Annotated in this window: 16 protein-coding genes and 1 CRISPR repeat array; of the genes, 4 read left to right on the top strand and 12 right to left on the bottom strand. The window is 45.3% G+C overall.

The genetic code is table 11. The features are described 5' to 3' along the window. Positions 1-33 precede the first annotated feature (33 nt). From eno to OA57_RS08450, 3 genes are all read left to right on the top strand, one after another. Positions 34-1335: a phosphopyruvate hydratase gene (gene eno / locus OA57_RS08460; RefSeq protein WP_034616273.1), complete on the top strand. Its 1302-nt coding sequence runs from the start codon at positions 34-36 to the stop codon at positions 1333-1335. Positions 1336-1416: 81 nt separating this feature from the next. Next, a complete protein-coding gene (locus OA57_RS08455; RefSeq protein ID WP_034616272.1) occupies positions 1417-1821 on the top strand; it encodes a DUF2251 domain-containing protein in 405 nt (134 codons plus the stop codon). 246 nt (positions 1822-2067) lie between these two features. Then, positions 2068-3528, top strand: coding sequence for a catalase (locus tag OA57_RS08450; RefSeq protein WP_034616271.1), 1461 nt, complete (start codon positions 2068-2070; stop codon positions 3526-3528). Between the two features lie 98 nt (positions 3529-3626). On the opposite strand, the gene fbpC is transcribed toward OA57_RS08450, so the two are convergent. The 3 genes from fbpC to OA57_RS08435 all read right to left on the bottom strand — a co-directional run bounded on the left by fbpC (position 3627) and on the right by OA57_RS08435 (position 7865). After that, a complete protein-coding gene (gene fbpC, locus OA57_RS08445; RefSeq protein WP_034616269.1) occupies positions 3627-4682 on the bottom strand; it encodes a ferric ABC transporter ATP-binding protein in 1056 nt (351 codons plus the stop codon). A 17-nt stretch (positions 4683-4699) separates the two neighbouring features. Beyond that, entirely contained in the window at positions 4700-6757 is a 2058-nt protein-coding gene (locus tag OA57_RS08440) for an ABC transporter permease (protein WP_034616267.1), read from the bottom strand. 70 nt (positions 6758-6827) lie between these two features. After that, positions 6828-7865 carry an ABC transporter substrate-binding protein gene (locus tag OA57_RS08435; protein ID WP_034616264.1) on the bottom strand — a complete coding sequence of 346 codons (1038 nt, stop codon included), beginning with the start codon at positions 7863-7865 and terminating at the stop codon, positions 6828-6830. A gap of 249 nt (positions 7866-8114) precedes the next feature. On the opposite strand from OA57_RS08435, the gene OA57_RS08430 reads away from it, so the two are divergent. Continuing rightward, positions 8115-8675 (top strand): porin family protein, encoded by a 561-nt coding sequence (locus OA57_RS08430; RefSeq protein ID WP_034616258.1) that lies wholly within the window; start codon positions 8115-8117, stop codon positions 8673-8675. A gap of 76 nt (positions 8676-8751) precedes the next feature. Here the strand turns inward: OA57_RS08430 and OA57_RS08425 are convergent, their stop codons facing one another. The 9 genes from OA57_RS08425 to cas7e form a co-directional block, all read right to left on the bottom strand. Beyond that, entirely contained in the window at positions 8752-11079 is a 2328-nt protein-coding gene (locus tag OA57_RS08425) for a TonB-dependent receptor (protein WP_034616255.1), read from the bottom strand. A gap of 280 nt (positions 11080-11359) precedes the next feature. After that, positions 11360-13774, bottom strand: coding sequence for a TonB-dependent receptor (locus OA57_RS08420; protein ID WP_052122448.1), 2415 nt, complete (start codon positions 13772-13774; stop codon positions 11360-11362). A 231-nt stretch (positions 13775-14005) separates the two neighbouring features. Next, entirely contained in the window at positions 14006-15793 is a 1788-nt protein-coding gene (locus tag OA57_RS08415) for a protein-disulfide reductase DsbD (protein ID WP_084589903.1), read from the bottom strand. Positions 15794-15884: 91 nt separating this feature from the next. After that, a complete protein-coding gene (gene ushA / locus OA57_RS08410) occupies positions 15885-17546 on the bottom strand; it encodes a bifunctional UDP-sugar hydrolase/5'-nucleotidase UshA (RefSeq protein ID WP_034616253.1) in 1662 nt (553 codons plus the stop codon). 90 nt (positions 17547-17636) lie between these two features. Next, positions 17637-18005 (bottom strand): YbaN family protein, encoded by a 369-nt coding sequence (locus tag OA57_RS08405; RefSeq protein WP_034616251.1) that lies wholly within the window; start codon positions 18003-18005, stop codon positions 17637-17639. 108 nt (positions 18006-18113) lie between these two features. After that, a CRISPR array of direct repeats spans positions 18114-19057; the repeat unit is 29 nt; unit sequence AGAAACACCTCCACAGGCGTGGAGAAGAC. Positions 19058-19106: 49 nt separating this feature from the next. Continuing rightward, positions 19107-19391: a type I-E CRISPR-associated endoribonuclease Cas2e gene (gene cas2e / locus OA57_RS08400; RefSeq protein ID WP_034616250.1), complete on the bottom strand. Its 285-nt coding sequence runs from the start codon at positions 19389-19391 to the stop codon at positions 19107-19109. Continuing rightward, a complete protein-coding gene (gene cas1e, locus OA57_RS08395) occupies positions 19369-20244 on the bottom strand; it encodes a type I-E CRISPR-associated endonuclease Cas1e (RefSeq protein ID WP_034616248.1) in 876 nt (291 codons plus the stop codon). The genes cas2e and cas1e overlap by 23 nt, the downstream gene beginning before the upstream one ends. A 20-nt stretch (positions 20245-20264) precedes the next feature. Beyond that, positions 20265-20978 (bottom strand): type I-E CRISPR-associated protein Cas5/CasD, encoded by a 714-nt coding sequence (cas5e, locus tag OA57_RS08390; protein WP_034616245.1) that lies wholly within the window; start codon positions 20976-20978, stop codon positions 20265-20267. Continuing rightward, positions 20971-22020, bottom strand: a complete 1050-nt coding sequence (gene cas7e / locus OA57_RS08385; protein WP_034616242.1) for a type I-E CRISPR-associated protein Cas7/Cse4/CasC — start codon at positions 22018-22020, stop codon at positions 20971-20973. Before cas7e ends, cas5e begins: the two co-directional genes overlap by 8 nt. Positions 22021-22032: the final 12 nt, after the last annotated feature.

Here is a 22032-nt window from a genome sequence, read left to right as displayed (position 1 = left end):
AGCGATTTAATTTAATCACAAGAGGAAAATACAATGGCAAAAATTGTTAAAGTAATTGGTCGTGAAATTATCGATTCTCGTGGCAATCCGACTGTTGAAGCAGAAGTCCATCTGGAAGGCGGCTTTGTCGGTTTGGCGGCAGCGCCGTCCGGCGCCTCTACCGGTTCCCGTGAAGCGTTGGAACTGCGTGACGGCGACAAATCCCGTTTTCTGGGCAAAGGCGTACTGAAAGCGGTTGAAGCGGTAAACGGTCCGATTGCACAGGCAGTTGTCGGTAAAGACGCCACCAACCAAGCTGAAATCGACCAAATTATGATCGATTTAGACGGTACTGAAAACAAATCAAAATTCGGCGCAAATGCGATTCTTGCAGTTTCTCTGGCGAATGCAAAAGCCGCCGCTGCATCGAAAGGCTTACCGCTGTATGCGCATATTGCCGAACTAAACGGCACACCTGGCGTTTACTCCATGCCGTTACCAATGATGAACATCATCAACGGTGGCGAACACGCCGATAACAACGTAGATATTCAAGAGTTCATGATTCAGCCGGTCGGTGCAAAAACTTTACGCGAAGCTTTGCGTATCGGTGCGGAAGTATTCCACAACTTGGCGAAGGTCTTAAAAGGCAAAGGCTTGAACACGGCTGTCGGTGATGAAGGCGGTTTTGCTCCTAACTTGGCTTCTAATGCCGATGCGTTGGCTTGTATCAAAGAAGCGGTTGAGAAAGCAGGTTATGTTTTGGGTAAAGACGTTACGCTGGCAATGGACTGCGCATCTTCCGAATTCTACAATAAAGAAACCGGCAACTATGAAATGAAAGGTGAAGGAAAAACCTTTACTTCTCAAGAATTTACCCACTATTTGGAAGAGTTGACCAAACAATATCCGATCGTTTCAATTGAAGACGGTCAGGATGAATCCGACTGGGAAGGTTTCGCTTATCAAACCAAAGTCTTGGGCGACCGTGTACAATTGGTCGGTGATGACCTATTTGTAACCAATACCAAAATTCTGAAAGAAGGTATCGAAAAAGGTATCGCCAACTCTATTCTGATCAAATTCAACCAAATCGGTTCTCTGACCGAAACGTTGGCGGCGATCAAAATGGCGAAAGATGCGGGCTACACCGCAGTTATCTCTCACCGTTCCGGCGAAACCGAAGATGCCACGATTGCTGATTTAGCGGTCGGTACTGCGGCAGGTCAAATCAAAACCGGTTCTATGAGCCGTTCCGACCGTGTTGCCAAATACAACCAATTGATCCGTATCGAAGAAGCATTGGGCGACAAAGCACCGTTTAACGGTTTGAAAGAAGTGAAAGGTCAAGCATAATTCTTGTCTTAACGACATGAACGGAAGGTTGTTTGAAGCGATTCAAACAACCTTTTTTATTCGCAACCAGATGGAGCCCCCATGTTTTATTTAACGTTAGAAGATCAACTGTTTATCGGGCAGGAAAAACAAGTCGGCACGGCTTCCGCCAAACACGACTATCTGTCGGTTATCTTTGAAGACGACGGCGAAACCGGCTATTTTTATGCGCTGGATACTCGTCAGCAGCAGATGCCGATTGTCGATTCGCTGCATATTTATAATACAAGTGCGGTCAGTGAAAAAGAAATAGCACGTAAATTACAGATCTGTTGGTCGGAGGACGGAAATTTCGCATTGCTGTTGATTAACGATTATCCACATGCCGCATTTGATTTTGTGAAGATGATCGCTTATAACCACAGCAAATTTCCTGAGCCGGAGTTCGGCAGTATGTGGTCGCGTAAAGTGATCGATGATGAGCTGGTCAAACAGTGGCTGGCATAAATAAAAGTGCGGTTTGTCGATACTGAAACCGCACTTGCACTTTTAAAACAATCTGCTGATACTTTAAAAAAAGGTATTTTTGTTATTGCTTTTACAAATTGATTTAAATCAAATAATAGCCATACGCTATCAAATCCATATAAGATAATTTTTCCCGTTCTTGTTAATATAACCGCAATCGCCTGTTATTAAGGCTAAGTCGTACCCTGATGTCAGACCCTAACTTTTACTAAAAGGATGAATTATATGAGTCAAGAAGAAAAAGCAAAATGCCCTTATAGCCATTTAACGACCAATGGCGGTGCGCCGGTTGTCGATAACCAAAACAGTATGACTGCCGGTCCGCGCGGTCCGTTGTTGGCACAAGATTTGTGGTTGAACGAAAAACTGGCCAACTTCGTGCGTGAAGTCATTCCAGAGCGCCGTATGCACGCCAAAGGCTCCGGTGCATTCGGCACGTTTACCGTTACCCACGACATCACACAATATACCCGTGCTAAAATTTTCAGCGAAATCGGCAAAAAAACCGAAATGTTCGCCCGTTTCACTACCGTAGCCGGTGAGCGTGGAGCGGCAGATGCCGAACGTGATATTCGCGGTTTCGCCTTGAAATTCTACACCGAAGAAGGCAACTGGGATATGGTCGGCAATAACACGCCGGTCTTTTTCTTACGTGATCCGCGTAAATTCCCGGATTTGAACAAAGCGGTTAAACGCGATCCGCGTACCAATATGCGTTCAGCAACCAACAACTGGGATTTCTGGACGTTATTACCGGAAGCATTCCACCAAGTCACCATCGTTATGAGTGATCGCGGCATTCCCGCCAGTTACCGCCATATGCACGGTTTCGGCTCACACACTTACAGCTTTATCAACAGCGATAACGAACGTTTCTGGGTAAAATTCCATTTCAGAACACAGCAAGGGATCAAAAACCTGACGGATGCCGAAGCAGAATCGATTGTCGGTAAAGATCGTGAAAGCCATCAAAAAGATTTATATGATGCGATTGAGCGCGGTGATTTCCCGAAATGGACCATGTTTGTGCAAATTATGCCGGAAGCCGATGCGGAAAAAGTATCATACCATCCGTTTGATTTAACGAAAGTTTGGCCGAAAGGTGATTATCCGCTGATCGAAGTGGGCGAATTCGAATTGAACCGTAATCCGGAAAACTTCTTCCTGGATGTAGAGCAATCCGCTTTTGCACCGAGCAATCTGGTGCCGGGAATCAGCGTTTCTCCGGATCGCATGTTGCAAGCCCGTTTATTCAACTATGCGGATGCGCAGCGCTACCGTTTAGGCGTGAACTTCAGCCAAATTCCGGTCAATAAACCGCGTTGTCCGGTACACAGTAACCACCGTGACGGTCAAGGCCGTGTCGATGCCAACTACGGCGGCGCACCGCACTATGAGCCGAATAGCTTCGGTTACTGGCAAGAACAGCCGCAATACAAAGAGCCGCCATTGAAAATCACCGGTGATGCCGATTTCTGGGACTACCGTGAAGACGATAGCGACTATTTCAGCCAACCGCGCGCATTGTTCCAGTTGATGAGTGCAGAGCAAAAACAAGTACTGTTCGACAACACCGCACGTGCGATGGGCGACGCACCGGATTTCATCAAACAGCGCCATATCGACAACTGTTTCAAATGCGATCCGCAATACGGTGAAGGCGTGAAAAAAGCATTAGGGCTGTAATCAGAAGATTACGGTTCAGCAAAACGGCTCGAAATCGAGCCGTTTTTTAATTTACCCACGATGCAATTTCTAAACGAAAACCGCCTATTCAAATTCCGCTATTCTTTCGGCAATAAAAAAACGCCTCTTGCAGAAAAATGAACATATGCTTCACGTTGGTTCGGATCAAAATTTTCCGGATTTGAATTAATCAACAATTCTTTGCCTGCCCATAGGGCGACAATTTCCCAGTGGTTGCCCATGTAAACCGCACTTTTAATCTCACAGCGTTGTGCCGTGTCGCCTTTATGCAACAGTGAAACGGCTTCAGGACGGACGCCGACCAAACAATCATCGTCAGGTAAATTGAATTGCCGAATATCCGATAAGCTGAATTGATAGCCGTTAACGATGACGCATCCCTCTCGGATTGTGCCGTCAAAAATACTGGATTCCCCCATGAAATTCGCCAGAAAGAGGGAATTAGGGCGAAGATAAAGATCTTTTGCCGGGGCTTTTTGCATAATTTTGCCTTTATGCATCACAATAACCTCATCGGAAACGGCAAACGCTTCCGATTGATCGTGGGTCACATAAAGGGAGGTGATCCCCAAACGTTGTTGTAATTCCCGAATTTTTTCCCGCATACTGCGACGTAAGTTGGCATCCAGATTACTCAGCGGTTCATCGAATAATAATACTTTAGGTTTCAAGATCAACGCACGTGCCAAGGCAACACGTTGCTGTTGCCCTCCGGAAATTTGATCGACAAAACGATCTTCAAAGCCGGCTAAATCAACCAGTTGCAACGCTTCTTTTATGCGTTGCAGCCGCTCGGTTTTGTCGATGCCCTGCATTCTTAGCCCGTAACCGACATTATCACCAATCGACATATGCGGAAAGAGCGCGTAAGACTGGAAGACAATGCAGATATCCCGATGTTGAATCGAAGATTTGGTAACATCTTCGCCGTCAATAAAAACCTGCCCTGATGTTGGGTTTTCCAAGCCGGCAACCAAGCGTAAGACGGTGGTTTTACCGCAGCCGGACGGCCCAAGTAACGTCACCATATTGCCGCGTTTGATGGTTAAATCCAAATTATCGATAACGACCGATTTCCCAAAGGTTTTATTAATATTTTTTAAGACTAAAAAATCTTGGTTTTGACTGTTCATATTATTTTATTCTCATCTCAATTCATTTTTTTCGCTTTAGAACGGGAAATGCGGGTATCGCCGACAATCCAATCAAAAAGCAGAATAATGGTCATCATCACCACGATTAATACCGAGCCGTAAGCAATTGCAACGCCGTATTCGCCGTCTTCTACACGGTTTAAGATATAAGCGGTGGCAACACGGGTATCCGCCGTCACCAAGAAAATAATGGCGCTGACGGTCGTCATTGCCCGCACAAAACTGGTTACCAAGGCGGAAAGCAACGCCGGTTTCAACAGCGGAAAGACGATAAACCAAATGGTTTTCAACGAACCGGCTTTTAACGACAGTGAGGCTTCATCAAGGGATTTATCCAGTTGCCCAAGCCCTGCAATTGCCGCTCGCATACCGATCGGCAAATCACGCATCACCATCGAAATAATGATAATAATTCCGGTGCCGGTGATGTACATCGGCGCATCGTTAAAGGCTAAAATATAAGAGACCCCGGCAACGGTTCCGGGAACGGCGAAGCACAACATGGTCATGAACTCTAACGTTTTTTTGCCTTGAAAATCTTTGCGCACCACAATATAGGCGATTAACAGCCCGAAAAGTGCGGTCAACGGTGCCGCAATGCCGGCATAAATCAGCGTATTGATTAACGACGGCCAGGCCCCTTCACGGAATCCCTGCCCAAACATCATGGCATAGTTTTGAAGGGTTAAACTGTAGTCAACGCCCCAGTTGACCGTAAAGCTGCCATAGAAAATACTGCCGTATAACACCAAATTAAACACAACCCAGAAAGCAAGCAGCGTGATGATCAGATAACGCAGCATAGTCGGCAGTTCCTGTACATCGCCGCGATAGGATTTTCCCGATACCGTCACATAAGAGCGGTTGCCGATCCACAGATACTGAATAATAAATACCGCCAAAGAGAAAATTAACAGCATTGAACCCAATGTACTGGCAGAGGCATAATCCAATTGTGATCCGGCGATATAAAAATAAATTTGCGTGGCGATCACATCAAAGCTGCCGCCCAATACCAACGGGTTGCTGAAGTCTGCCAGCGATTGGATAAAAACAATCAAAAAGGAATTTGCCAGTGCCGGGCGTAATAACGGAAAAATAATATTGTAAAACGTTTGATAACGGTTTGCCCGCAGAGTATAAGACGCTTCTTCGATCGACGGGTGAATGGATTTCAGCGCACCGTCCAGAATCATAAAAGAAATCGGCGCAAACGCTAAAATCTGGGCAATTGCGATGCCGTTAAAACCGTATAGCCAATTATGATTGGTGAAGCCTAAATAACGGTCGAGAAATTCGGTCACATAACCTGAGCGCCCTAACATGAGGGTGACACCCAATCCGACAACAAACGGCGGCGTTACAATCGGCAAAATGGAGAATATTTTACCGATAAATGCGGTTCGGCGCGCAATTCGTGTGGTATAAAGGGCGAAAGCCAAGCCGAATATTGTGGAAAAAAGCCCGACAAACGCAGAAAGAAACAACGAATTGCCGATAACCCGAATGATGTAAGATTGGCTTAAAATTGCGACAACTTGCTGTGGCGCAAACGTATCACCGTCATAAAACATTGAGATGAAGATCGCTGCCGTCGGATAGACAATAAAAAAGAAAATCAGTAACACGATACTGATCAGCGCTGCAATAATAAAGCGATCGCCTTGCATGATTTTTAACTTTGCCAACGAGATCGTCGCCAATCCGGTTAAACAAGCGATCAAAACAATGACGGAATACCCCAGACTGACCTTGTAAACCATCGCACTGATAAAGGTGAAAAGTGCGGTAAATACAATGAGAAAAAGTTCATTTTTCGCCTGCCGTGCGGCGGATTGTTTTAATTTTGGGATAAACCAAAAGCCTAATAACGGTGCAAACCACAGCCAACTGATATTGATGGAAGCCCACCCCATCGCTTGCAGGATTTCATCGGCTGTCGCATCAAAAATGCCGTAATCCAGGGCCTTAGAGGGTAAAATCAAAAAAGCGGCTAATGCCAAGATAACCCAAAACCAAGCGCTTTGGAGCATCGGCTGTCTGGCGGAATTCATATGACCTCGCAAAAATAAAAAAAGGGAATACTTTTTATGTCCAAGCGCAGTATTCCCGAGATAACATCGATTATTTGGCTAACTTAACATCATTGACCCATTTGGTGATTAAACGTTTTCTTTCGTCGGCAGAACCGTATTTTTCAAAATCGTAATTAATCAGTGTGAGCTTAGCGGGATCAAATGCCGTTGGCGATTGCTCTGCGGTCATATTCGTCAAGGTTTGGAAAGAGGCGCCTTTTTTCCATGCCAACTCTTGCCCCTCTTTCGACAACGCCCAATCGACAAATAATTTAGCGTTATCCGGATTGCGTGCGCCTTTAATAATGCTGACGCCGCCCAATTCATAACCGGATCCTTCACATGGCACGATAAGCTCGACCGGCGCTCCTTTTTCTTTCGTTAAAGCATAATCATGCAAGAATCCGATGCCGACGGTCGCCTCTCCACGTGCCGTATTTTGCGAGGGGGTTACGCCGGATTTCGTATATTGTGAAATATTGCCGTGTAAATTTCTGAAATAATCAAACGCCTTATCTTCGCCCCAAAGCTGCACAAAAGTGGCAATCGCACTATAAGCCGTACCGGAGCTTTGCGGATCGGCAATTTGGATTTCGCCTTTCAAGCGCGGATCGGTCAAATCCGCCCAACATTTCGGCACATCGTTGATCCCTAATTTTTTCAAACGCTCCGTGTTCACCCCGAAACCTAAAATGCCCATATAAATGGCGGAGGTGTAATTGCCTTTCACTTTTGCCGGATCTCGGAATTTCTCAATAATTTGCTCAACATTCGGCGAACGATAAGCCTCTAAAAGCCCCATTTCAGCGGCTTGAGACTGCGGATCCAGTGTGCCGCCGTACCAAACGTCTGCTTGCGGATTGCCTTTTTCCGCCTCAATTTTGGCAAACGTGCTGCCTGAACCATTGCGAATAAAGGACGTTTTCACGTCATATTTCGCGCCGAATTCCTGCACGGCGGTTTCGCACATGATATTGGTCGCACTGCAATAAACCACCAAGCGTCCCGCCGCATTGGCGTTAGAGATTAATAATGTACCGCTTAAAAGTGCGGTAGAGACCAAAGCAGAAAGTTTATTAAATTTCATCATCGAATCCTTTTATCCCTATAGCAACAGAAAAATAGTTGATGTTATTCCGTTCTATAAAAAACATCATAACGTGATTAATGCATATTACATCAACGAAAACGAAAATTATGTGAACGAATTCACAAATAGCTATCCGGCTTGCGCTATTCTGAGTTTAAATTGCTTGCGCCAATTAACATTTGCCTTTCTTCTTTTGGAGATAAAATTAATTGCTCATTTGGAGTATTTTACCTTTAGGAGTTGATTATGAAAAAAGCACTTGCTTTAACCGCTATGATTGTCGGCACCATTTCTGCCGGCGCCGTTGCCGCCCCAGCCGGACAAACCTTTGTCGGGCCGTCTGTCGGGTTGCAAGTCAATACTGAGAAATTTAAAAACAGCGATGTTAGCGGTGATGCCAAACGTTTCTCATCGGTTGAATTAATTGGTGATTACGGTTTTGATTTCGGTAATGATTTTGTCGGTTTGGCACAAGCCGGTATCCAGCTCGGCAAAAGCGGCAAAATTGCCGACGATAACGGTAACCGCCTGAAAACAAAACGCAACTTCAGCATCGGTTATGCTCAGGGTTACCGAGTACTGCCGAACCTGTTGCCTTATGTCAAAGTCAATTACGACTATGGTAAGGCAAAGTGGGATAACCGCGGATCATTTACAATCAAAGGATTCGGCTACGGCTTGGGTGCTAAATATGCGCTTTCACAAAACGTCGAATTGGGCGTGGAATATACGCGCCAACATTCAAAAGATTCCGAAGAGAGTGCAAAATCCAATGTTTTCTCTTTCTTGGCATCTTACCGCTTCTAATAAGCCTTATTTCAATCATTAACAAAAACGGCTCGATTCGGAGCCGTTTTTCTACATATGATACCAAAAGTGCGGTTTAAAATGTCCAGCGAATGCCTGTTGCCACACTCCTGCCCGCCATCGGCGCCAGATAGCGCAACGTGGAATTATGCAGCCTTGCCTCACGGTTAGTCAGGTTCTTACCGACCAAATATAATTCGATAGCCGAATGCGGCAGATTGAATTGATAGCTTAACCCGGCATCAAGCAGGGTGAATGACGGCGATTCCAGTTCTTTATTGATATCCACCCCTACTTTATCCTGCTTTAAATAATGCCATGCCGAAAATGAAGCATGCCAATTTTTATAGCGCCAATCGATTGCAGCACCGTAACGTGAAGTCGGCATACCGCTGATATACTCACCGCCGTTCACTTTTTCCATTGCTTTAATCCGAACCCTGTCGCCGAGTAAACTAAACTGCCAATCACCAAAATCACCACTGCTCCAACGATAACCCAGTTCAATCTCTATGCCCTGCAAGCGAATCGGGGTCTGCCGCCACTCTTTGACAATCGTCGCCCGTCGGGAAATGCCGGTCTGCCCCAGATAGGTATAATTGGTAAAATCGAGCTGATACCACGTCATGTCTGCCGTCCAGTTATTGCGTTCAAAACCGCTGCTCAATTCCCAACCGTTGGATTTTTCTTTTTGCAAGTCAGTATCACCGTTTTCTTCGATCAACAACGCATAATGAGCATTGTTGGCATATAGCTCATTCACTTCCGGCGCGCGTTGTGAAAAAGTGCGTTGCAGTTTGAGATGCCAGCTGTCGAGCGGTTGGTAGCGCAAACTGACATGATAGTTGGACAAATCGAAAGTGCGGTTTTCCCGTTTTCCCGCTCCTCCGCCATTGCCGGCATAGTCTTTCACCAGCCGATGTTGAATATCCCCCCAGCGGCCGCCGACACTCAGCTTCAACGGATCAAGGGTGAACGATTCCACCACGAAGATACTTTTTTCATTGCTGTCTACATCAGGCAAATAAGCGTCTTGCCCATGCCGCCGAATTTGGCGTTTACCGATTTCAAAACCGATCAACCCGTCGATATTCGCCCACAAGCGATGTTCCGCCTCCAACCGCACTTGCCGTTGATTAGTATGAAAACGACTGGAATCGATTTGATTCACCTGCTCGGTGTTTTTCGCTTTAGCATAATTTGCAGACAAATTGATTTTTTTAAGCAGCGCCAACGGTGTGTTGACCTCGGCACGCAAATCAATACGTTGATCTTGGCTTAATACGTCGACTTGTCCTCCACCGAGCGTATTTTGCGGGTTAGCGGCATGGGAAGTGCGATAGGCAAACCCCGGTACACCGTATTTGGTTTGATAGTGAGCATAAGCCAGCCCGATATATCCCCAATCGGCAATATAGCTTCCGCCGACAGTAATATTTTTTGATTTAAAACGGCTGTTTGGAATCCGACCATTCTCGGCTTTTACCCACTCTTTCGCTTCACTGTAAACCGGAATATATTGCGGACTGCCGGCAACATAATCAGGATTGGGATCGTTGGCAACGGTTTCAAAAAAACTCATCCGATCCTCAGGGCGGGTGGTGTATTTTTCACTGCTTTCCAACTCATAATCTTCGGCAAATTTTTGATAAAATCTGCTTAAATAAGGATAGTATGCCGGATTGCGGGTTTCATAAGAGCTCATCTCGATTTGGCATTTATCACGCAGCATACTGTCGCCTTTCAGCTCCTCGAGATCATGGCAAACGGCGGCCTTACTGCTGCCCGGAATTTTGGTACGGCTGCTGTGGCGCGACATCGCGCTGATATGCCCCGCCCAGTGCCCGCCGTTATTAAAATCCAAACGGAAGCCTTGTGTACGCTGCGCATTGTCACCGGTTTGCCCTTCAATTTTGCCTTGCAACCGCTTTTCATCAATCACTGTCGGAATACGCCCGTCCTTCACGTTCACCACGCCCCCGATCGCCCGTCCGCCGTAAAGAATCGTCGCCGGTCCTTTGTTCACTTCGATACTGTCAGCCAAATGACTCTCAATCGGTGTCGGTAAATTGCCGCTGATTGCGCCCAAATCATTCAACGGTAAATCATTGCTCAAGATTTCAACCCTTTGCCCCGACAGCCCGCGGATCACCGGACGACCGGCATTCGGTCCGAAAGATTCACTTTGTACCCCGCTGATTTTGCTCAACGTATCGCCTAACGTACTGTAATTTTGTTCGGATAGTTTTTTTCCGTCGAGTACACTCGCGCTGTTCTCCAACAACATAGACCGTGAAATCTTATAGTTAACGTTAATTTCCGGTAATAATTCTGCTTCCTGACCGGCCGCAGATACTGCTAACGAGATAACCGATAAAACAAAAGGTAAGACTATTTTTTGCATATTACGCTCTCTTATTGACTTTAATCGATGAAAAAAGGAGAGCGAATTTACGTGAATCCCGCCTACGATTCCGTGATATACATCACATTTAGCCTTAAATTATATTAAATAACAGGATTTTTGAGATTATTTATCAAGCATTTAAAAATTATCATTGCTTTTGGCGCAACATTGGATAAACCGTTAAATAGAATGTTGCGCCGTTTTTTATTAACCTCATTTTTTAAAAGTGCGGTTTCTTTTCCACACAATATTATTTCCTCTACAAAAAATCCTATATTTAAAAACTGAAATCAATACCCAGTGTAATATTCCGCCCCATTTGCGGCACAAAAGGGAGGAAAGACGTATGGGAATAGACCTTCTGGTTTAATAAATTATTGGCTTGAACAAATAAGGTATAATCCATATAGCCAATCCTGTTGGCGTAATTTAAACCGACATTCAATAAACGATCCCCGGACGTTTTATTTTCTAACGGCGCAACTTTCTTTTGTTGATAAACATGAGTATATTCCAATGAGCCGGACAAATGTTCACTCAGATTTGTATTGATACGCAATCCTAACCGCGCCGGCGGTACTCTGGCGGCATTTTGATCCGCTTGCGGAATCGGTGTTGCCGTATTAAACAGATGATCTACCGCATAGGTCGGCGGCAAATCAAATAACTTCCCGCGAATATAATCACCGAATAAACCGACACTGAGTTCAGGCATAAATTGATAGTCTATACGCCCCTCTGCGCCATAATAAACCGCTTTGGATTGGGTATAACGATTTAATGAGAGATTGCCTTCTTTCGCCAAAGTTTGATTAAAGATACGATTTTTAAAACGATTATAATATACACTGACATGGTAGCTCAGCTTGTCACCGACATAACTGAATCCCGCTTCAATATTATTGGATACCTCTTTATTTAAATAGCGATTACCATATTCAAAAGAAACCGTCGCCAAATGTTTACCGTGGTAATATAATTCCATGGGTGTCGGATGGCGCTCATTGTGTGAAAAGGTGAAAGACAGCGCATAATCGGGATCAAAATTCCAAGTTGCAGACGTAGAATAGGAAGTCGCCCACTGGCTATAAGTCGACAAATCAGGATCATTCAACGAGCCGGGGTCACAACTCACGACGCCGAACCACTCGGAACATTCAAGTGATTTTTTTATAGTTCGTAAGTTTGCGACGTCATATTTAATCGGAATGGTTTGCTTTTCAGTCCGCACGCCCAAGTCAAACAACCAGTTGCCGGCTCTTAATTGCTCTATGGCAAAAAAGCTTAACTGTTTATTGCTGTTTTCAATTAATGCCCACTGCTTGCGATCATTCGGGCTGATTTTCTCCGGACAACGCACATTGCTGTCGCCGTCAAAACTGTTGCTGCAAGGCGGAAGCCGAGGAATATTGGCACTGCTCGTTGCCGTTTGATACTGCACGCCCCAAACGCCGGTCAAACCGGCTATTTCGTTGTGCTGCAATTCCAAACGCAGATTATAGCCTTTATTTTTAAATAAATTTACCGGAATACTGCCATCGCGTTCATCGTGTTTGTAATCCGTTGACGAATAGCTCAAACGCAACTTTTCAAAGCCGCGGATAGGCTGTTTAAGCTCAGCTCGAATATCATAACGCCGTGATACAGAATCCACTACAGGGCCGCCTAAGGTATAATCGTGCTTATGCCCGTAGGGGTTGTCATGGTTATGCGCACCGCCCGAAGCGTGATTGGAGCCGCAATGAAAATGGGTGTTGACCAAATCGTCGTCCCCCATTAAGTGCGGATAAATTTCCAGAAAATAATCACTCTCCGGATTTCGTCCCCAAATATGCGCCCCGCAAGTATCAAGAGCGTGGTTATGCCCGGGCAGCCCGTAAACTTCACGGCGTTCATTGTAGGCAACGCCGATATAACTCCGCTCCCCAATAAACGAGATCGCATAAGTGCCGGCATTTGTTTTATTAAATGAATCCGGTACGAAATCTATTTTCTTCCCTAAATTGAATTCGGACACATGATAATTATCGGCATGACGAGTCAATCCTTCAACACGCAACGCAATATGCTGCCCGATCCCTAACGTGACAGCTGAGGTGGCTAATTTTTCATTACTGTTTGTATTATAACGTAAATTGAAGTCCGCTTGATAACCCCGTTCAGGCATTTTGGTCGGAATACGGTTATCAATCACATTGATTACACCGGCAGGCGATGCATTGGCATACAACAGCGTTGATGCGCCGCGTAAAATTTCCACCCGCTCCGCCATTAACGTATCGACACCAATCGCATGATCGGGTGAAAGCTGCGACATATCAATCACGTCCGAGCCGTTTTGTAAGATTTTTAACCGCACGCCTTCTTGCCCCCGAATAACCGGCGCACTTGCACCGCCGCCAAATTGGTTACTGTGTACGCTCAATTCATTTGATAGCGCATTGCCCAATGTGCTGGAAGCCCTTTTTAATTGATGTTTCGAAACAACGATATCATTAGGTTTTGCAAGCGATGAAAGCGGATTACTGCTGAACACCTCAGTATCAGTGCTCACCGTAATCTCGTCCAATGTCGTAAAATCAGCATGTTCTGCCAACGCCAGATTCAACGGCGATAAAGCTCCTATCACTAAAACCGCCGTTAATGTTAATTTACTGCCGATATCAATATGTTGTGAGCCGGATAATCTCATGATTTTCTCCCGTTAATTAAAGTAATACGGTCGTAATGACAGATAAAGAGGGCGAATCTACGTCAATCCGAGCACAGATTCCGTGACTTAAATCACACTTTATTGGGTATTAGACGGGATCGTTGCTTATCGGGATTATCTAAAAAGAAAATAAAAAAACTATGGCTAAAATTTTCACCATAGTTTTTTGTTCACGATTTCTTACCTGAGCTATCGGCTTGATTTCAGACGCTATTTTTCCAACAATGGCTGCACCCACCGACTAAACTGCTCGGCATCGAGAAAACCGCTGATTCGACTTTGCGGAATTTCCTTACCGCTCTGATCAAAGAAAATAATGGTCGGTAAACCCACAATATTCAACTGTTCCATTAAAGTGCGGTTTTGCGGGCTGTTACGGGTCAAATCGGCGCGCAATAATGTCATCTGCGCAAACTGTTGCCGGACTTGCGGATCACTAAAGGTATATTTCTCAAACTCTTTACAGGCGACACACCAGTCGGCATATAAATCCAGCATCACGATTCGGTTGCCGTTTTGCTGTAATGCCGCTTGCAGTTCGCTAAAATCGGCAATATTGTTAAATACAACCGACGTTTCGGTTTGCTGTACCGCACTTTGTACTTTGCCGGTTATCAGCGGCTTTATCCAATCCACCAAAGGTTGCGCCGCCACAATTGCCGCCACTAACGGCAATAGTTTAATGCCGAGCATCGATTTTTTGTCACTGATCGCCGCCGTCAACCAGATAAAGAAAGAGACGCCCAGCAGCGACCACAAGCGGTTTTCCCAAACCTCAGGCAGTAAACGGGAAATCAGAAACACCGGCACCGCCAACATCACAAAGCCAAAAGCGATTTTAACGTTTTCCTGCCACTCACCGCCTTTCGGCAAAATTTTATTACCGAACAAGGTGACGAATACCAACGGAATGCCCATGCCTAATGCAAGCAAATATAAACTCAAACCGCCGACCACAAAATCACTGCTTTGCGCCACATACAACAACGCGCCGGATAACGGCGCACTAACACACGGCGATGCCACCAGTCCGGCAATCATACCCATCAAAAATACATTCCAATATGCCCCACCGCTTTGTTTTTGGCTAAATTGATTCAATTTATTTTGTAAGCCCGACGGCAGTTGCAAGGTAAATAAGCCGAACATTGAACACGCCAGCACGATAAATAAGATCGAGAAGGCGATCAGCACAAGCGGACTTTGCAGCGCAATCTGAAACGGTAAGCCGATCGCCACCACCAACAAGCCAAGTGCGGTATAGGTCAGCGCCATGCCCTGTACATAAACCAGGCTCAACGCCAGCGCCCGCAGGCTTTTCGGGCGTTGTTTCTGCCCAATCACAATTGATGACAACAACGGCAACATCGGCAGTACGCAAGGCGTAAACGCCAGCCCCAGCCCCAAGACAAAAAACCAGACAATACTGAATTTGCTCTCGCCCAAAGTATTTGCCAATTGCTCGCTGCTGTTGCGGTTAAACACGCTGTTATCCTGAATCGGATTTTCACTGCCGTTTGTCGCATTTTCAGGCTGTGCGACCGCACTTGTGCCGGTTTGCAACACGCTTAAATCCAGTTCTTCCGTTTGCGGCGGATAGCAAAAACCGCTGGTACAGCCCTGATAATTGACTATAATTTTACCGTTGCGATCCGATAACGGCACACCAAATGCCAGTTGGTGACGGTAAATCTCCACTTCGCCGAAAAACTCATCTTGGTGCAGCTCGGCAGCCGGTAAACCCAATTCGGCAATATTACCGTTGCCGTCTTCAACGGAAATCTCTTTTTTATACAAATAGTAGCCGTCAGCGATCTGCCAATCCAACTTCAATTGTGATTGAGTCGCCTGCGCCGAAAAAACGAACGCTTCCTGCGGCGGCAAAAACCGCACTTTATTCTCGCCAAACAAGCCGTTGGCAAAAGCGGTGCCGATAAAAAAGACAAAGAAAAGGCTGAATAAAGCCAGCCGACGTGAAAAGTGCGGTTTAATCAACATATTATTCCGTTCAGTATCCGTGTATAAAAAATCCGATAATGCGCATACATTATCGGATTTTGGCAGCAAGATCTATTGTTGCTGTCTCGGATTATTTATAAATAATCTCTTCGTTGGCTTTAAATTGTGCGGCATCAATCGGCGAATTTTCTTCAAAATAGAGTTTTAGACTCTCGGCATCGACAAAACCGGTGTTGACATAAGTCGGATTGTCCGCCACCGGCGGATAGCCGTCACCGCCGGCGGCGGTATAGCTCGGCAAGGAAATGCGATAGACTTTTTTCAGATCCAGCGGCTCACCGTTGATTTTCACCTCGGACACTTTTTTCGCCGTGCGATCCACAGTCATGCTAACACCGGCAAATTGCGCATAGGCACCGGAATCGACCTCTTTCAGCGCCACCACATTCAGATAATCCAACAACGCCTGTCCGTTCAATTCGACATAACTGATGATATTGCCGAACGGCTGCACCGTCAAAATATCTTTATAAGTCACTTTGCCCGCCTCGATCGACGCACGAATACCGCCGGAATTCATAATGCCGACATCGGCTTTGGCGCGCTCTTTTTGCGAGCGGGCGATCAACTGCCCCAAATTGGTTTGTTGGAAGCGGATAACATTACGATCGCCTTCCAGTTTTTCATTAACACTGCCGACTTCCACACCGAGCAATTCATCACCTTTGTCCTGATACACTTTCAAATGTGCCAATAATTCGGGATCCGCCGCAATCTCTTGCTGAAACAGCACATAGTCGGTTTTCCCTTCGGCATTTTTCACTTTGTCTTTCAGGTTGACCGGCACTAACTGATAATTAACCAGCTTCAAATCGCCGTTTTTAAATTCAAAATCGGCACGCCCGACATATTTGCCCCATTCGCCGGCCTGCATAATCCAAGTGCCGTTTTCAAATGCCGGCTTGCAGGCGTCACCCGGCCTATAATCGTGCTTAAAACTACCGTCATCGTTGATACACACCGTATCATGGCTGTGGCCCCCGATCACCAAATCAAACGCGCCTTTGTCCAGCTCGCGCACCATCGACACATCACCCGGCGCATTAGAACCGTATTGCGCATCATGATAATAGCCCATATGGGTCAAGCCGATTTTGATATCCGGTTTTTCATTATCGTTAAGACTTACCAACACATCTTTCGCCGCTTCCGCCGGGCGGATAAACTCCACGCTTGACATAAACTCAGGATTGCCCAGTTTTGCGGTATCTTCGGTGGTCAAACCGACCACGGCGACTTTCAACCCCTGTTTATCCAAAATGGTGTACGGTTTCACCAACAACTTGCCGTCTTTTTTACCAAACACATTGGCCGACAGGAACGGGAATTTCGCCCAACTTTCCTGCATATCCAACAACTGCAACGGGTTGTCAAATTCGTGATTGCCCAATGTCAACGCTTCATAGCCCATGATATTCATCGCTTCAATATCTGGCTTTGCATTTTGCAAATCCGATTCCGGAATGCCGGTATTGAAATCGCCGGCATTCAGCAAAATCACGTCGCCGCCTTTGTCCGCCACTTCCTTACGGATACGATCAATCAGGGTTTTCTGTGCCGCCAGCCCGTACTCGCCGTTGCTGTTTGCCCAAAAACGACCGTGCAGATCATTGGTATGCAATACGGTCAATTGGTAAGTGCGGTCTTGCTCGTATGCCTGCACCAACGCCGAAACGCCCAGCGTACCGACGGCTAATCCGACACAACCGGTTAATTTTAAAAAAGATTTCATATAGATATTCCTTAATCAGCATAAAAGAGTGTAATGGAAAGCAAGGTAAAACGTCTGGTAGAGTATCCTAAAAAACACACAAAAAAGCTATTATTTTATCGCCGGAATGGTCTTGATCCAGAAGAAGAAAAACCAGTATTCCGCCAACAGCAGCAAAATGATAAAAATACGCCCGTAAATCGACGGCATAAAATAAAAACTGAGCGCCATCATTGCCGTGGAAAGCAGCAAAATATAGGCCTTGCTTTTTGCCGTCAGCGCCCGCTGTTCGTCAAACGTGCGCAAATATTTATCATAAAGTGCGGTTTGCAAAAACCAAGCGTGCAACCGCTCGGAACTTTTGCCGAAAAAATAGAGCGCCAACAATAAAAACGGCGTGGTCGGCAACACCGGCAGCAGAATACCGAGCCCCCCTAAGCCGAGCGATAAAAAACCAAGTAAAATATAGACTATCTTCATGTGTCAATCCACCGCTGTAAAACCGCACTTTATTAGTAATCGTTCTCAATTATAACGGTTATTTTGAGGAAGAAAATAATGAAATTAAAATTGTTATAGGTAATACAAGATAATACCTCCACGGGCGTGGAGAAGACACTTTGCGTTTTCTCTGTCGGTTTCATGAATGAGAAACACCTCCACAGGCGTGGAGAAGACTGATCTATTAAATTGTTCTGCGCTGTTGATCTAGAAACACCTCCACAGGCGTGGAGAAGACCCTCGCCAAAACTCCCCTGTCCTCTTGATCTTAGAAACACCTCCACAGGCGTGGAGAAGACCGGCTTTCAAAGTCGCTAATATGGTGAACTATAGAAACACCTCCACAGGCGTGGAGAAGACCCCTTTAAAGCTATTTTAAAGGGCTTTTAGCTAGAAACACCTCCACAGGCGTGGAGAAGACCGCCGTATGCAGATGCTTTAGTTTTAGTATTAAGAAACACCTCCACAGGCGTGGAGAAGACACCGTGAGAAAAGCGGGGCTAGCTCAGGGCAGAGAAACACCTCCACAGGCGTGGAGAAGACTTATACTTAGACATAAATATCCAACTTATCAAAGAAACACCTCCACAGGCGTGGAGAAGACGATTCTGATTCCGGCACAACCGCCAAAATCCCAGAAACACCTCCACAGGCGTGGAGAAGACTCATCAACAATAACGTTTGGAACTTGGAAAGAAGAAACACCTCCACAGGCGTGGAGAAGACCGATTTTTCAATTTTGGATTCAAGTCCGTTTCGGAAACACCTCCACAGGCGTGGAGAAGACCCTTATTGGTAGCCAAAGGACTAGGCGGCAGAAGAAACACCTCCACAGGCGTGGAGAAGACGGCACTTTAACCTTTATCCCCTTAACCAGATAAGAAACACCTCCACAGGCGTGGAGAAGACCTTTGAGGCGGAGGCCACGTTATATCGCGATAGGAAACACCTCCACAGGCGTGGAGAAGACCGTAAGGTCTTTCTCAATAAATCCGCTTGGTCAGAAACACCTCCACAGGCGTGGAGAAGACACCACTATATTGTAAAAGAGCGAATAAAAAATACAATATCTAGTATTTCTTAATCTAGATTTTTTTCTATAACAAGTTGTAAGCCTGAAATTTTAATCAACTCTTTTTTCGTTTTTCCAAGCGTCTGTATTTCATAATATGGAATGTGCGGTGTTTGTCGAAAAATAACAAGCCCACTCTCAACCGAGCAATGACTGAGTAAATATTCCGTAACGGTTTTAGCGACAGAATCTTTCACCCCAGAGACAAAAACGTTTGGTTTTGGTTCAACAAACCAGAGTTTCATCCGCCCTCGAACGGCCGGCGGCAAATCATTTGCCAGTACGACGAGCATTTCTTCCTCCAAGGAGTTCAGTAATATCTTGGGTGATATTAGTCAACAAATCTGTTTCAATTACACGAGAACGAAAAGCAGAAGAAACAGCATGTTTGTTATATAACCCCGCCATTGTTTTAGTAAGTGAAAATGCCAAATCAATGCATAAATTTTCTTTGTATAAATCCGCTAAGTCGTAGACAAAAGGTAAGGGGCTGCCGGAATGAATGAATCCCATATAAGGGGAATATCCCATACTGTGAATTGCAGAACACAAGATGCCATAAAGTGCGGTATTGGTTGCAGTTAAAATTTGATTGGTTAAATCACTTAATTCAAATTTATTTGGAACATATTGCCGCCCTTTCCACCCCACTTGGTATTGTTCTGCTTTTGCAAGGTATAAACTACGCACTCGCTGCCCTTCAAGCCCCATCATTTCTTTTAACGTTTTATCGGTTAAATCTAAATCAGGAAACCGCTTAGCAAATAATTTACGTGCAATATCAAGCGATTTTTTAGGATCGGCAGAAAGCTGCATTTGAAGGCGAAAATTACGAGAATTACTGGTGGGGGCAATGCCGGAGGCATAATAGAGTAAGCTATCCTCCCCCACCCAGCACAGTCCGCAATTGGCTGTCGCAATCACTTTTATTGCTTCGTGAGTAATGCTGGTTCCAGGGCCAAGCAATAAGCAATTAATGGTTGCAATCGGCAGGCGAACAACATTGTTGTCGCAATCTATCCACTTTACACTGCTGTCATCAATCTCCAGCCTGCCGCGTTCGAGATAAATATAAGGGTATTTATCTTTAACTTGGGGCAAAGAATCGCGCGTAATTTTAATTAGCAAGCGTTGATTTTCTGCCATGACAGGCTCCCTTTTAGTTGTTATAAATCAATAATCGTAATAAAACGATCACGATAGTGTTTACTTTCGCCAAAATTCAACGGTACATCATTCAAAGCAAGTACTTCACCCAAATCAGGCTGATTGCCCTGAATCACTTTAAATTTAGCATAGCGGTTCTTTTTTCGATTAAGATTGAACTGTTCTGCATGAGTAAATACTTGCTGACTGCTTTCAAACACACCTTGATAGATAAATTCTGTCGGCACACAACACTTTCGACCTAAATACAAATCCCACACCGGGCTTTTCATCGCTTCCACCAATAATTCAATCTGTTGATGAGGCACTTCCAAAGCCACGGCAAACGCCATATCCTGCAGATAATAACGATATGTCAATTTAGCCCCGCCGCCAACGGCCGGCTTCCCCTCTTTTGTTTTAGGAATCAACATTTTTTGCCAAGGATCACTCTCGTCGTAACCACTACCAACCATGTGAAAATCACGTAATATTGTTGATTGCGTCATTTTTTGTTTGGATTCTCTTGGATAAGCAACAACCTGCATATCCAATTCCGCAAAAGCCGCTAAAAATTCACGTTGTTCACCAGAATAGCCCAATGCGCAGCAAAGGAGTCCCAATACGCCGGATTTCGTTGGGAATGCTAAAGTTTCCCGCCGTCCGAATTTAGAATCAAATCCCCAGGCTTGTAATGGCGCTTCGAACCATAGCAGCAAATAAGGATTACTCATCGGCAACCTCTATATGTGAATGTAATGCGCTAATCAATTGATCGATATTAAAATTTTCATCCTCACCGAAATCATACTCAGCAATTTTTCCAAACAGTGAGCCTGAAAGTTTTTCTTTGTGCTGCAAATAATCTTTAAGCGTCTGAATACTTGGTTTTAGATAACCTTCCTGTCTCTCCGCCTTAACCGCTCTTTCAAACGGAACTTGTAAACGCTGTCCGTTACGCACCAAAATCTTCGCATATTCCCACCCGCTCGCACCGGATTGTGTACTTTGTCGTGCGGCCGGCACAGCGACATAAAGCGCTTTGATAAAGGCGTCAACCGCTTTTTTAAGATCTTGCCCCTGCAAAGTCTGATGCAACTGTCCTAAATCCACGCTAATATAACGGTAATAAGTTGCGGAATTAAATTCCAATGCGCCCATATGCGCCGAACCCGTCTCATCTTCATTTGACCGATCATCAAGCGCAGTAAAAAAATCAATTTCGGAAGTTACTTTGTGTGTTGAAATCGCATGTGAGAAAGAAACGGCCGCTTCAACATTGAGATCGGCAGCCTGCGCCACCATTCGTCCAAATAATGCAATATCCAAACCGTCCAAAGCAGGATTCAATACCTTTTTAGCGAGTTTGTATACCTCTTTATCTTTTAATTTACTGTCATCAAAGGCTTGTTGTTGACAATATGCAGTAAAGGCAGCCGCTTCCGTTTCGGTCATAAAATGCAGCGTATCTTTTGTCAAAAAGCCGCCAACCTTACTGCCGCACTTATTCGCTTGTTCTTCGGTTGCTCCTAAAGATAAGCAACTTGCTGAAATCCATTCCGCAATTCTTTTCGTCCGCACGGCTAATTTAATATCAAAATCGGCCATCGCCAAACGAACCTGCCGCTTCCAGCATTGCGAGCTCACGCGCGCACGCGGTACACCGCCAACGATCGCGGATTTTGGCGCGCCGACGTCATCACGATTGAGACAGGTTACCGGAAAAGATTGCAAAATATGAAATTCAATGCGTGTATTTTTAAGTGGATTTGTCATGGTCATCTCCTG

This window comes from Chelonobacter oris, assembly GCF_000772535.1.
In the GTDB taxonomy this organism is placed as follows: Bacteria; Pseudomonadota; Gammaproteobacteria; order Enterobacterales; family Pasteurellaceae; genus Chelonobacter; species Chelonobacter oris.
The sequence above is the reverse complement of the archived record's forward strand: the minus strand, read 5'-3'. Positions and strand labels throughout refer to the sequence as shown.

Excerpts from the sequence above, each read along its gene's own strand:
- eno (WP_034616273.1), top strand. The coding sequence starts at position 34 with ATGGCAAAAATTGTTAAAGTAATTGGTCGTGAAATTATCGATTCTCGT.
- cas5e (WP_034616245.1), bottom strand. The coding sequence starts at position 20,978 with ATGAGTAATCCTTATTTGCTGCTATGGTTCGAAGCGCCATTACAAGCC.
- cas7e (WP_034616242.1), bottom strand. The coding sequence starts at position 22,020 with ATGACAAATCCACTTAAAAATACACGCATTGAATTTCATATTTTGCAA.
- OA57_RS08405 (WP_034616251.1), bottom strand. The coding sequence starts at position 18,005 with ATGAAGATAGTCTATATTTTACTTGGTTTTTTATCGCTCGGCTTAGGG.
- ushA (WP_034616253.1), bottom strand. The coding sequence starts at position 17,546 with ATGAAATCTTTTTTAAAATTAACCGGTTGTGTCGGATTAGCCGTCGGT.
- OA57_RS08435 (WP_034616264.1), bottom strand. The coding sequence starts at position 7,865 with ATGAAATTTAATAAACTTTCTGCTTTGGTCTCTACCGCACTTTTAAGC.
- OA57_RS08450 (WP_034616271.1), top strand. The coding sequence starts at position 2,068 with ATGAGTCAAGAAGAAAAAGCAAAATGCCCTTATAGCCATTTAACGACC.
- cas2e (WP_034616250.1), bottom strand. The coding sequence starts at position 19,391 with ATGCTCGTCGTACTGGCAAATGATTTGCCGCCGGCCGTTCGAGGGCGG.
- OA57_RS08425 (WP_034616255.1), bottom strand. The coding sequence starts at position 11,079 with ATGCAAAAAATAGTCTTACCTTTTGTTTTATCGGTTATCTCGTTAGCA.
- OA57_RS08430 (WP_034616258.1), top strand. The coding sequence starts at position 8,115 with ATGAAAAAAGCACTTGCTTTAACCGCTATGATTGTCGGCACCATTTCT.
- fbpC (WP_034616269.1), bottom strand. The coding sequence starts at position 4,682 with ATGAACAGTCAAAACCAAGATTTTTTAGTCTTAAAAAATATTAATAAA.
- OA57_RS08440 (WP_034616267.1), bottom strand. The coding sequence starts at position 6,757 with ATGAATTCCGCCAGACAGCCGATGCTCCAAAGCGCTTGGTTTTGGGTT.
- cas1e (WP_034616248.1), bottom strand. The coding sequence starts at position 20,244 with ATGGCAGAAAATCAACGCTTGCTAATTAAAATTACGCGCGATTCTTTG.
- OA57_RS08415 (WP_084589903.1), bottom strand. The coding sequence starts at position 15,793 with ATGTTGATTAAACCGCACTTTTCACGTCGGCTGGCTTTATTCAGCCTT.
- OA57_RS08455 (WP_034616272.1), top strand. The coding sequence starts at position 1,417 with ATGTTTTATTTAACGTTAGAAGATCAACTGTTTATCGGGCAGGAAAAA.
- OA57_RS08420 (WP_052122448.1), bottom strand. The coding sequence starts at position 13,774 with ATGAGATTATCCGGCTCACAACATATTGATATCGGCAGTAAATTAACA.